The following is a 12,038-nucleotide window of genomic DNA, read 5'->3' as shown; positions in this document are numbered from 1 at the left end:
AAAAATAGACTAACGGATTCGTGAAGGACGGCGAGTTTCCATTTCAAAGTCACGGATACGTTGACGATAGTGCTCTTTCGTTTGCTCACGCATGACTGAGCGATCTTCGTCCAATAAGTCGCCGTCTAAGTGCTTCGCAACGGTTTCAGCCGTTGCAAGCATGCACTCATAGGCCGTCATTGGATCTTTCGGCTCTCGCATTGACATGAAAAAAGACACAGCCGGTGTTTGCAGGCTGTCCATGTTTTGCACATCAAAAATACCCGGATTAACGGCATTGGCCATGCTGAACTGAACAGGTGTCGCGTGTCCCTTACCTTCGAATCGATGAAAAATCGACATATCACCAAACTCCATGCCACAGGCTTCGACAATGGCATGCAATTTACCGCCGTGAAGATTTTTCTTGTCTTTGCCAACAACGGTAATGACAAGCACTTCGGCAGGATCGGGTAAGTCTTCCAGTGTTTTCTTGGCTTCAACCGACTTACTGACGGGTGGCACTAGCGACTCTTCAGCTCTGGATGGGCCTGAAGAGGCCCCAAACAAATCCTGAGTTTCCTCTTCAATAACGGGCGAAGCCTTCTGAGAAGGTTTCGGGGGTTCAATATCCAAGGGCAAACTAAAACTAGGATTCTCGACCGGTCTGCGCTTTGGCCGATTTAATGCTTTTTCATCCTCGGCATTTCGATCAAAATGCACGGGAGTGCGAACAGACGCCCCGTTACGCTTTACCGGAATGGGCTTATCGAAATCCAAGTCTAACGGTAAGTTGACATCCGTATCGTCTGTCTTTTGTTTATATCTGGATTGCACGGCAGGGATGTCATCAAATAAAGGATCTAATTCGGAAAGATCACGCATGTCGTTTGCAGAAGTAGAACTCGACGCTCGTTCGCGCTCTGGCGCAATATACGACTTCGCCTCTGCGTAAGGGTCTTGCACAGAGTCTGGCGCAATCGGTTTTTCATAGGCGGGTTCTTGCCGCTGTGAAGTTGAGACTTGCGGGCTCGGCTGTTTGGAAACGTTGGGTCTAGGCTCTTTGCTCGGTGCAGGCTCGGCACGCGAGACACCACGCTGACGCTTTGGCTCCTCGGAGTAATCTTCACTGAACTTGGGCTCATCTGGCGTGTGTTCGTCAAAAAAATGATCATTTTCAGGACGAACGCGTGCCCCTCCGTTGGGCAATTCGGGATTGTGATAATCATCACTTAGGTCAGACAGAGTCTTATCGATATCAATGCGTAACTTATTACGATTGACCCTGACCCTGCGCCAGCCATCAAAAAGAATCAGCGCAATTAACAGAACCCCGCCAATGATGAGCCACTCTCGCAGACTGATCTCCATGTTTACCCAGTTTCCTAAAACAAATTGAATGTAGTTAAATATTTAATCGATACGTTCGCTAATAATCAAGCGAATGACTTCATCATTGCTGACTTTAACACTGCTGAGACTTCCTTTGAAGTCACCTGGACCTTCTTCTGCATTTCCGGTCACGCTTATTCTTGCAACCAAATCCACTTCTTCAAAATCCGCTAAACTCATATTAGGCATCAATGTTGAATTTTCATCAAGTCTAACTTCAGCAGGCAGTTGATTTACTTGCATTCTTACTGCCGTAATTGGCATTCTCTGCCCCGCAGGTCGTGCAAACACAAAGACTGTCTGGTCTCCGGTAATTTCAGTGAGTATCGACTCATCTAGGTCAATATAAACGCGAACAAAGGCTCCTTCAATGGCTTGATCCGCTGCATCAGGCGTTGCATTTTGCAATTGCATGCGCGCTCGTTCAATGCCATTGCGCAAAGACTCAGCTGCATTGCCCTCGGCATTGCTCAAAGCCGCCTGCCAATATTCAATGGCGCCCGCATAGTTTTCCGCCTCGAATGCAGCAATCCCCAGCAATCCTAAGGAGGTAATCTCCGTTGGATTACGCTGCAAACTCTGATCGGTCAATGCCAATACCTCATCATCCATCTGCCCGCCTTTGGCAAAGAACAAGGCTTGTGCCTGCTGCCCTAAGACACCCGCTAATTCAGGTGATGTCTCGGGTAAATGCAACGCAGATTGAGCAAAAGCCGCCGCTGCCAAATCAAATTGATTCAGGTTCATACGTGTGGTGGCTAATAGATACCATCCTTCAGCATTTTCCGGCCGACGTGTTAATTCGGCTTCTAACTGAGCGATGGCTTCCTCTAGCGTTAGATCCGGATTGTTCAACGAATCATTCCATGCATTCATGCTCAAAGAGGTTTCTAAATCGACAGCACGACCTAAATACGCATACAAACCAAAAGAACTCGCAGGAACCAGCAATGCAAGTAGCATAATGGTCACCAACTGCGAGGAGCCCATTTTCAGCACGGGATCTTTACGCTGATTGGTTTCAGCATCAATTAACAAATTGCGTTCAAGTTCAAGTTTAAGCTCAGTAAAGGCTTCGTCAGACAGCGTGCCTAGAGCGCACTCTTTTTCAAGCTCTGAAAGTCGTTCTTTAAATATTTCGATGTTTTGCTGAGTCCGATCAACATCCACAGGGTGTTGTTTTGACTCTCGATAATTTTTCAATAATGGCCAAAATACGATTGAAACCGCCATTAACGTTAATACGGCAATACCTAACCAAAGCGCAGTCATTTTTGATCATCCTGTTGCAGTAGTGATTGCAGGCGTTTTCGCTCATCATCCGTTAAACCTTCACTTAACGAAGGGGTAGCCTTTGTTGATGACGAGGCCGATTGAGCGGGTTGTCTAGGCTTACGCTTTTTCGCCACGACAAGAACAACGCCTAGGCCGATCAGCATTAACACGATCGGGCCATACCAAAGCAAATAGGTTTCGGGCGCGATTCTTGGGCGGTAATGCACGAAATCCCCATAACGCGTGATCATAAAATCAAGGATTTGATCATCGGTCTGCTGACTTTCAATCATGCGGTGCAATTCCCGGCGCAAATCAGCGGCTAAGGGAGCATCTGAGTCCGATATGTTTTGATTTTGACAGGTTGGACATCGCAGCTCTCGTGCTAGCTGAGCATAACGTCTCTCCCCCTCAACCGAACTGAACTCATAGGTTTCAAAGCCCGCGTGAGATTTTAGGGCAACGACACTCAACATACAGAGCATTAATATAGCGCGAATCATGCATCCTCCTTTTCAATCGTCTGCATGAGCTCTCTTAGGTGCAACCAAACACTCTCGTTGACTTCACCCACATGTCGATAACGGATAATACCTTTTTTATCAATAATATAGGTTTCTGGCGCACCATAGACACCTAAATCAAGACCCAGATAGCCCTCTTCATCAACAATCACTTTACGGTAAGGATCCAAGTAACGCTCCAACCATTGACGGGCCAATTCTGGATCGTCTTTATAGTTCAGACCGTATATCGTCACGCCCTCCTCTAAGCCAATTTTATTCAGCTGGGCATGCTCTTCTTTACAGGTAGGGCACCAGGTGGCCCAGACATTCAAAAGCGCCACCTCACCCTGTAAGTCCAATTGAGTAAGTGTTTCGTCCATGTTGTACAAAGACGGCAATGAAAACTCAGGAAATGGCTTGTCAATCAAGGCCGAGGGCAAAGTTCTGGGATCCATGAACAACCCCTTGAACAAAAAAATGCCCAATCCTAAAAACGCCACCAGTGGAATAAAGACCAATAATTTACGCATTACACCCTCCTAAGCCGCGGCCACTGCACGATTGTTTTGTCGACGGTAACGCTTATCACTGGCGGACAAAATACCACCGGCCGTCATCAACAAAGCACCCAACCATAGCCAACGCACAAAGGGCTTATACTGTAACCGAATGGCCCAAGCACCATTGTCGAGCTCTTCACCCATGGCAATGTACAAGTCTCTAAACAAACCTGGATCCAACGCCACTTCCGTCATCGACATTCCACGTGCTGTGTATATGCGCTTTTCTGGATACATGATGCGGTAAGGCTCACCCTTATATAAAACGCGAATACGACCCATATCCGAGGTGTAATTAGGCCCTTCAACTTTACGCACACCATCAAAAATAAAGGTGTAGTCCCTAAACTCCAGTTGATCACCCGCCACCATGCGCGCATCGCGATGCTCAACAAAGATAGACACCATCGCCACCCCAACAACCAGTACGGCCACGCCAAGATGGGCAAGTAACATGCCGTAATAACTGCGGGATTGTTTGGTCACGGCGGCCCACAGGCTGTCTCGGTTGCGTGCGCGATTCCAGTAGTCACGCATCCAACTGAAGACAATCCAATAGGCTAGGGTTAAGCCTAGGGTTACCCAGAACTCCAAAATACCACTGTAGGCATAACTGCTGATGACGCCCGCTAGAATTGCAAGCACGGCTGGCAACCAGAGTTGCTTGACCAAATAACTTGGCTCGGTATTCTTCCAGCGACTAACCGCTGCGATGCCCATAAAGACAATCATTAAGGACATAATCGGTACAAACAACGCATTAAAGTACGGAGGACCGACCGAAATTTTACCGAGATTCAAGGCATCCATAACCAATGGATATAAGGTGCCAATCAATACCATAGCGCAGGACACAGTTAGCAATATGTTATTGACCAATAACAAAGATTCTCTTGAGGACAGCGAGAACGTGGATTCACTTTTCACCGATCCAGCTCGAATGGCATAGAGCAGCAACGACCCGCCGATGACAAAAATAAGCATCCCCAAGATAAACAAGCCCCGCTCAGGATCGGTTGCAAAGGCATGCACGGACGTCAAGACGCCGGATCTGACCAAGAAAGTCCCCAACAGGCTCAAACAGAAAGCAGAAATCGCCAATAGCACTGTCCAGCTTTTAAACACACCTCGCTTTTCTGTAACCGCCAGACTGTGAATCAGGGCCGTGGCAACCAGCCAAGGCATGAGCGAGGCATTCTCAACGGGGTCCCAGAACCACCAGCCGCCCCAGCCTAACTCGTAATAGGCCCACCAGCTTCCCAAACCTATCCCCAAGCTTAGAAAGGCCCACGCCACGTTTGTCCAAGGACGTGACCAGCGCGCCCAAGCGGCATCCAAACGACCGCTTAATAACGCAGCAATAGCAAATGAAAAGGCAACCGACAGGCCAACATACCCCATGTAGAGTGTGGGTGGATGCACAATCAACCCGAAGTCCTGTAACAGTGGATTCAGGTCGGCCCCTTCCATTGGGTAGCCCGGTAAAAATCGTTCAAAGGGACTCGATGTAAACAGGATAAACAACAGAAATGCCGCCGTAATCATACCCATCACGGATAAAACACGACCAATTATATCCAACGGCAAATTGCGGCTTTTCACAGCAACCGCCAACGTCCATACGGCTTGGATCCAGACCCAGAGCAAAAGTGAACCTTCATGCCCTCCCCAAATAGCGCTGATTTTGAAATACCAAGGCAAAGCGGTGTTGGAGCCATTGGCCACGTACACCACTGAGAAGTCATTGGTTAAAAAGGCATAGGCTAAACACACCATTGCGATGCTCAAGAAAAAGAACACCCCTTTACTCAATGGACGTGCATAATCAACCCATAATTTATTGCCCGTATACGCACCCACCATAGGCACAACAGATAAAATGACGGCCAAGCACAAGGCAAGGATGGTCGAAAACGTACCTAACTCTGGAATCATGTTTTAATAACCTTTTGCGGCTTCTGGCATGGGAGGCATTTTACCGGCCCGGGCTAAGGCTTCAGCAACTTCGGGCGGCATGTAGTTTTCATCATGTTTAGCAAGCACTTCGGACGCAATTAAACGACCGTCCGCCGCCAGCATTCCTTGAGCCACTATGCCTTGTCCCTCACGGAACAGATCTGGCAAAATTCCGGTGTACTCAACAGTGGTAGCATGCGCATAATCCGTGATATCAAACTCAACACGCAAGCTCGTTGGATCACGGCGAATGCTGCCTTCAACCACCATGCCACCTGCACGAATCCGCGTGTCTTTAGGGGCTTCGCCCATGTAAATTTCACTGGGAGAATAAAACAAATTGATGTTCTGACTTAGCGCATACGCAGTCAAACCTACCGCAACACTTGCGCCAAGAACAATCACTAGTACGAGTGTCAATCGCTGTTTGCGTTGTGCATTCATGATGACGTTTCCTCCTCTCTGCGTAGACGACGCTGTTGCTCAGTGATCAGACGTTTCCGTGTCAATATCGGACTCAGTACACAGCCCAGCATTACGGCTAGACCCAATGCATAACTGCTCCATACGTAAAGGCCATGACCACCCATGGCTAAAAACTCTGAAAAGCTGTCGAAACTCACGTTAACCTCGCATTTGCAGCAATAATTCTCGAACCCAGCTTGTCCGCCGCTCACGACGCAATATCTCATTGCGTAAGCGCAGCATCAGCACAACGGCAAAGAAGCAATAAAACCCTATCACCATGATTAACAATGGAATCCACATTTCCGGTGGCATTGCTGGTTTTTCCGTCACTTTGAACGTGGCGGGTTGATGCAGAGTGTTCCACCAATCAACAGAATACTTAATGATTGGAATATTGACCAAGCCCACTAAGGCTAATACAGCGGTTGATTGTGCTGCAGTAGACTCACTTTCAATCGCAGAGTTCAGTGCAATCACACCTAAATATAAAAAAAGCAGTATTAACATAGAGGTCAGACGTGCATCCCACACCCACCAAGATCCCCAAGTGGGCTTTCCCCAGATTGCGCCAGTCGCCAAGGCCAATACGGCTAGGGCCGCGCCGATGGGAGCACAGGACTTCGCGACCATGTCCGCCACTTTCATCTTCCAAATCAAGCCAATCGCCCCAGCAATAGCCATTGTCAAGTAAATGGACTGCGCCATATAGGCGGTTGGCACATGAAGATAAATGATGCGAAAACTATTGCCTTGCTGATAGTCTGGTGGAGCAAATGCTAAGCCCCATACCGTTCCGATCATCAACAAGAGCACAGCCGCTATTGCAAATCCGGGCAACAAACGTCCCGTAATTTGATAACACCAACGCGGTGAGGCCAGTTGGTAAAACCAACGCGGCATCCAGTTTTTTCCTGCCATATCGCTATCTACCCACTTACTGAAATTCTTAATGCAGCCGCGATGGCTAAGGGTGCTAAGGTTAACCCCAGCACCAGCATCGCGCCTAACAAAGCTAAATGCCCTGCAACAGGCAAGCCTGTCAGTGAAGCCTCAATTGCGGCAGTGCCAAAAATTAACACCGGGATGTATAAGGGGATCACCAACAATGACACCAAGACCCCACCCTTACGCAAACCAACGGTTAATGCTGCACCTATACCACCGACCAAACTTAAGGTCGGTGTTCCTATCAAAAGACTCAAAACCAATCCGCCCATTCCTTCAAACGGCAAAAACAACATAACACCTAATAAAGGAGCCATGAGAGTGAGCGGTAAACCTGTCATCATCCAATGCGACAGAACCTTGCCCAACACCACAAAATACAAAGGCTGTGGACTGACCAGAATTTGCTCGAGTGATCCATCCTCAAAATCCGACCGAAATAAACTGTCCATGGACAGTAAGGTCGATAACAATGCCGCAACCCAGACAACACCGGGGGCAATCGTAGATAGCAATTTTGGCTCAGGGCTTACCCCCAGAGGGAATAACGAAGCCACCATCAAAAAAAAGATGAGTGGATTCACCCAATCACTTTGTCGCCTAAAGGCCAGTTTAACGTCACGCTTTAATGTCGCCAGCAAGATTTTACCGGGACTAAAGGCTTCAGTTTCAAAACCCGGCTTAAGCTCAGGCAGCTTTTTAGTCTGGAAAGCACTCATTTAGTTCCCACTTGCTTATCTAAATTGACTCTGCGCACGAACTGCCCCAAGTTAAGCTCATGGTGGGTCGTCAAAATAACCGCTCCCCCCCGCTCAGCATGCGCAAGTAACAGCGCCTCTTGTGCGGCGACGCCCTGCTTATCTATCGCCGTAAAGGGCTCATCCAATATCCACAAGAGCGCTTGGCTCAAATACAAGCGCGCTAAGCCAACTCGGCGATTCTGTCCCGCCGACAACATATGGCAAGGCACATCTTCAAACCCACGCAATCCTACCTCAGTTAAGGCATGGCGTATTTGTCCAACATCAAGACTTGGATGCAAAGCCATAAACCAACGAAGATTTTCTTCTGGGGTTAAGACGGCTTTCACGCCGGGCTGGTGCCCTAAATACAATAAGTCGTTGCGATACGTGAGCGAATCATCATGGATGGACGTGCCTTTCCAATAGATGTCGCCTTCGTAGTGTCGACTTAAAGCACCCAGTATTCTGAGCAAGGTTGTTTTACCACTGCCGTTTTGGCCTTCTATTTGAACGACATCACCCGCAGAGACATCGAAAGAGAGTTGATCAAATAAAACGCGATCATCGCGCTCACAAAATAAATTTTTGACAATCAATAGTGGCTCAGACACTCACTGACCCTTACACTGAACAGATCAAACAGGATGGATGATCAACATACTTAATAAATTACAATCTTGGCCGACATAGCTATATCAGCATATTATAAACTTTAGGCGTTCAAGAGTCAGCGCTACTTAGGGCTTTAAAATACCCTTCCTACGTTGCATTACGAGGTTTTAAGTGTTAGCAAACCTAAACATACAGTCGATGCGACTCCTGACTGAGGGCTCAACACCTCGCGAACGGGACCTGAATCAATTGCTACCCGCAGGTAAAAGCTTACCTGCGACAGTCACGAGTGTGACTCAGCATCCAACCCAGATTTCAAGCTATCGAATTCAGGCCGAACTTGCTGGACGTCTAATCGAGCTGATTACATCAAGACCTTTGCCGCAAGGTAGTCAAGTCACGCTTAGCCGAGACGCTCAAGGCAATTTGCAATTACAACTTGCCAACAGCAGTGCAACGGCACGTCCAATGCCCGAAGCTGCGGCCCAAGCCAGTGGACGCGAGGCGGCCGCTCAGGCCAAAACGAACTTACCCACGTTTATTCTTAACATCAGTACAAGCTCGTTACCCAAAGTCGCGACACTACCCTTAAACACACCACTACCGGGTGTGATTTTGTCGTCACCACAAGACACCGCCATTCGCCCCACTGCACCTCAGATCACGACACCTACAAATACAGCGAATACGGTCCCAGCAAGTACTACGAATACGACCCCAGCAAACGCTACACTGACTAACGTTGCGACAGCCTCCCCGGCAACGACAGCGCCAGCAAATCCGGCTCCTGCTGCACCTGCAAATCCAGCGCCTATCAACACAGCACCACCTACACCTGCTACTGCTACACCGACAACTACAAATCCAGCTCCACTGGCCTCGACGCCCATACCCTCCGAGACCTCAAATCGTCCACCAGCGGCAACCTCCAACACTGGCACCACGGAGCCCGCAAACAATCGTCCACTGCCTGCGGCTTTACAACCCTCAACGTCTTTACCACGGCCACAAGGCTTTTCCGTGCGTGTGGCTATCGCGGGTATGGCGCTTGATCTCATCGCACCACGCCCGATGCAAGCAGGCCAACAAATCACAGCAACGGTCACAGACAATGGCCGCATTACGATTCAAATGCCACAACCCGCGCTGCCTATCGCTCAACAGGCACAGACTCAAGCCGTCATGAATCAAGCCTTACGAGAAGTGCTGCCTACTCAACTGCCACTGGCCGATGGTCTAAACCAACTCATGCAGCTGACGGACCGCACCTCGGTTAAGCAAAACTCCGCGTTAAATCAGCTCATTCATTCCATGCTCAGTTTATTCAGTGTGAAGCCTGGCAGCCCTGAAGCCGGTGAAACCATCGCACGAAACCTGCAGCAAGGTGGGTTATTGACAGAGGGACGCCTTAGCCAAACATCGGGGCAAAATCAGCCTGTCGATTTAAAGCAACAGCTCGGGCAACTGCTCAAACTATCAGAACAGCTACCCTCGCAGGTTCGTGAACAACTGACCCAACTTGTAAACGCATTGCTGTCTCGCTCAACCTCGCAACAGATTAGCAGCTTGCAACAATGGCGTGAGCTGCCAGATGGTGGGCAAGAACGTCATTACCGATTGGACTTACCGATTCAACAACAGGACAAACTGGACAATGCCGAGCTACGAATCACGGAGCATCGTCGTCGCGACGAACAGGGTGAGTTTGTTACCCTCTGGAGTGTTCATTTGCATTTTAATCTAGAGGAAGCGGGCGCTGTCGACGCTGATTTAATGCTGCGAGAAGACATGTCTTTAAGTGCGCGCTTTTGGGCTGAGCAGTCAGATACACTACAACGAATTCAACGTCGCTTAAGTGATTTTGAAACCGACTTAAGACGACAAGGTTTTACGGTCGAGCCCATGCATGTTCGTTTAGGAAAAGCACACAATCCAGTTGCTCCTCTTTTACAAAAGCGATTGGTGGATCTGCACACATGACGGAAATAGACATCAATAAAAAAGCGGTTGCACTCAAGTACGATCAGGAAAAAGGGGCCGCACCCACCATAGTTGCAAAAGGAAAGGGGCTGATTGCCGAGCAAATACTTGCCTTGGCAAAAGAGAACAATATCCATATCCATGAGAGCCCCGAGTTAATCGAAGTACTCATACGTTTAGAACTGGGAGAGGAAATACCGGAAGCCTTATACAAGGCAATCGCCGAAGTGATTGCCTTTGCGTACAATTTAAAAAACACGTCTTAAGCCGCTTGAGCCGCCGCCGTATCTTGAATACGTTTTACCATTGAGCGCAACCCATTCCCACGGCTCGGACTCAGGTGCCGGATCAAATTTAAAGCATCAAAGTAAGCATCAATATCAAATGACAAAATTTCACTTGGCGTCTTACCATTGTACGCCGCTAAGACCACAGCCAATAAGCCGCGCACGATATGTGAGTTACTGTCGGCTTCAAAGATCAGCTTACCTTGCTCTTTATGCTCAGCTAACCAAACCAGACTCTGACAGCCTTTGACCTGATTAGCTTCGGTTTGAAGCGACTCTGACATCGAAGGCAGCTCTTTGCCTAAATCAATAATATAGCGGTATCGATCCTCCCAACTGTCAAAAAATGAGAGGGTGTCGATAACCTCATCGGCGCTGATGTCGATGCCGAATTGCTTCATACAGTTTTCCTTCAATGAAATGCTTAGTAGAACATGCCCGTCGCAAGCTGCGCTTCTTCACTCATCATATCGCGTTGCCAAGGTGGATCAAAGACCAACTCCACTTTAACCGACTCTACATTCGGAACCTTTGCCACGCGATACTCAACATCACCCACCAACACTGGCCCCATACCACAGCCAGGCGCCGTAAGGGTCATTTGAATATCCACTCGCTTACTCTGTTGATCAAGTGCCACACTGTAAATCAAGCCAAGATTAACCAAATCGACTGGAATCTCTGGATCGTAGATGGTTTTTAAAGCATCCCACACTTGCTCTTCTTGAATTTGATCATTCTCGGGGGCCGGAAACTCAAGTTTTTCTGGCTTTAAACCCAGCATCTGAGCATCCGTACCGTCTACCCGAACCATTTGGCCGCTCCAGGTCAGGGTGTAATTCCCCCCCAACGACTGGGTAATGGTCACAAATGTATCCTTCGGAATAACCACAGGAGTCCCTGCTGGAACGATTCGGGCGGGGCAATCAGCCACCGTGACAACCATGCGTCTTTCCATTCTCAGTCACTCACTGTAAAGCTTTCGCCACAACCACACTCACTGGTGGCATTGGGATTAATAAACTTAATTTGACGGTTGATTCCCTCTCGAACAAAGTCGATTTGGGTCCCCGCCACAATCGGCAAACTGGCTTTATCAACCAATAAACGAATGTCATCAGCCACCATCAGGTCAACATCATCCGTTAAAGACTCAGACACAAAGTCCAAAACATACATATAGCCTGAGCATCCGCTGGGCTTTACGCTGAGGCGAACGGCTTGGGCTTCAGGCTTACTGGCAAGCTGCTTACGAAAATGACTCAAAGCAGCAGGTAAAACCGTTACCGTCTGAGTTTGCGGATCAAATGATTCCACGGACATGAAACGTCTCCT

General features: G+C 48.5%; 15 protein-coding genes. 2 read left to right on the top strand and 13 right to left on the bottom strand.

Annotation, left to right across the window (positions count from 1 at the left end; translation table 11 throughout):
- Positions 1-9 precede the first annotated feature (9 nt).
- The 10 genes from zipA to ccmA are packed head-to-tail and all read right to left on the bottom strand — an operon-like array spanning position 10 to position 8,435.
- Positions 10-1,350 (bottom strand): cell division protein ZipA, encoded by a 1,341-nt coding sequence (zipA, locus tag F5971_RS16285; protein ID WP_051514214.1) that lies wholly within the window; start codon positions 1,348-1,350, stop codon positions 10-12.
- A gap of 42 nt (positions 1,351-1,392) precedes the next feature.
- A complete protein-coding gene (ccmI, locus tag F5971_RS16280) occupies positions 1,393-2,643 on the bottom strand; it encodes a c-type cytochrome biogenesis protein CcmI (protein WP_036508542.1) in 1,251 nt (416 codons plus the stop codon).
- Positions 2,640-3,149, bottom strand: coding sequence for a cytochrome c-type biogenesis protein (locus tag F5971_RS16275; protein WP_036508539.1), 510 nt, complete (start codon positions 3,147-3,149; stop codon positions 2,640-2,642). The genes ccmI and F5971_RS16275 overlap by 4 nt, the downstream gene beginning before the upstream one ends.
- On the bottom strand, positions 3,146-3,682 hold the full coding sequence (locus tag F5971_RS16270; protein WP_036508537.1) for a DsbE family thiol:disulfide interchange protein: 537 nt from the start codon (positions 3,680-3,682) through the stop codon (positions 3,146-3,148). The genes F5971_RS16275 and F5971_RS16270 overlap by 4 nt, the downstream gene beginning before the upstream one ends.
- A 9-nt stretch (positions 3,683-3,691) precedes the next feature.
- Complete coding sequence (locus tag F5971_RS16265; RefSeq protein WP_193496070.1) at positions 3,692-5,647, bottom strand: heme lyase CcmF/NrfE family subunit; 1,956 nt, start codon at positions 5,645-5,647, stop codon at positions 3,692-3,694.
- A 3-nt stretch (positions 5,648-5,650) separates the two neighbouring features.
- Positions 5,651-6,112, bottom strand: a complete 462-nt coding sequence (gene ccmE / locus F5971_RS16260) for a cytochrome c maturation protein CcmE (protein WP_193496068.1) — start codon at positions 6,110-6,112, stop codon at positions 5,651-5,653.
- The gene (ccmD, locus tag F5971_RS16255) at positions 6,109-6,291 is read right to left on the bottom strand and encodes a heme exporter protein CcmD (RefSeq protein WP_081763734.1); all 183 of its coding nucleotides are present in this window, start codon (positions 6,289-6,291) and stop codon (positions 6,109-6,111) included. Before ccmD ends, ccmE begins: the two co-directional genes overlap by 4 nt.
- Position 6,292: 1 nt before the next feature.
- A complete protein-coding gene (locus tag F5971_RS16250) occupies positions 6,293-7,054 on the bottom strand; it encodes a heme ABC transporter permease (RefSeq protein ID WP_036508531.1) in 762 nt (253 codons plus the stop codon).
- 8 nt (positions 7,055-7,062) lie between these two features.
- A complete protein-coding gene (ccmB, locus tag F5971_RS16245; protein WP_081763733.1) occupies positions 7,063-7,800 on the bottom strand; it encodes a heme exporter protein CcmB in 738 nt (245 codons plus the stop codon).
- The gene (gene ccmA / locus F5971_RS16240; RefSeq protein ID WP_036508529.1) at positions 7,797-8,435 is read right to left on the bottom strand and encodes a cytochrome c biogenesis heme-transporting ATPase CcmA; all 639 of its coding nucleotides are present in this window, start codon (positions 8,433-8,435) and stop codon (positions 7,797-7,799) included. The genes ccmB and ccmA overlap by 4 nt, the downstream gene beginning before the upstream one ends.
- 172 nt (positions 8,436-8,607) lie before the next feature.
- Here ccmA and fliK point away from each other — a divergent pair, with 172 nt between their 5' ends.
- Both fliK and F5971_RS16230 read left to right on the top strand, forming a co-directional pair.
- Positions 8,608-10,416 (top strand): flagellar hook-length control protein FliK, encoded by a 1,809-nt coding sequence (fliK, locus tag F5971_RS16235; RefSeq protein ID WP_193496065.1) that lies wholly within the window; start codon positions 8,608-8,610, stop codon positions 10,414-10,416.
- Complete coding sequence (locus F5971_RS16230) at positions 10,413-10,682, top strand: EscU/YscU/HrcU family type III secretion system export apparatus switch protein (protein ID WP_036508521.1); 270 nt, start codon at positions 10,413-10,415, stop codon at positions 10,680-10,682. The genes fliK and F5971_RS16230 overlap by 4 nt, the downstream gene beginning before the upstream one ends.
- On the opposite strand, the gene F5971_RS16225 is transcribed toward F5971_RS16230, so the two are convergent.
- From F5971_RS16225 to F5971_RS16215, 3 genes are read right to left on the bottom strand one after another with little or no spacing between them, the layout of a single operon-like run.
- Positions 10,679-11,104 carry a SufE family protein gene (locus tag F5971_RS16225; protein WP_193496062.1) on the bottom strand — a complete coding sequence of 142 codons (426 nt, stop codon included), beginning with the start codon at positions 11,102-11,104 and terminating at the stop codon, positions 10,679-10,681. The genes F5971_RS16230 and F5971_RS16225 overlap by 4 nt on opposite strands.
- 23 nt (positions 11,105-11,127) lie before the next feature.
- Positions 11,128-11,649, bottom strand: a complete 522-nt coding sequence (sufT, locus tag F5971_RS16220; RefSeq protein WP_081763732.1) for a putative Fe-S cluster assembly protein SufT — start codon at positions 11,647-11,649, stop codon at positions 11,128-11,130.
- A 14-nt stretch (positions 11,650-11,663) separates the two neighbouring features.
- A complete protein-coding gene (locus F5971_RS16215) occupies positions 11,664-12,026 on the bottom strand; it encodes a HesB/IscA family protein (RefSeq protein WP_036508514.1) in 363 nt (120 codons plus the stop codon).
- Positions 12,027-12,038: the final 12 nt, after the last annotated feature.

Origin of the sequence: Nitrincola alkalisediminis (assembly GCF_009821115.1) — a bacterium.
GTDB classification, from domain to species: domain Bacteria; phylum Pseudomonadota; class Gammaproteobacteria; order Pseudomonadales; family Balneatricaceae; genus Nitrincola; species Nitrincola alkalisediminis.
This window is presented reverse-complemented; position numbering and strand designations above follow the sequence as displayed.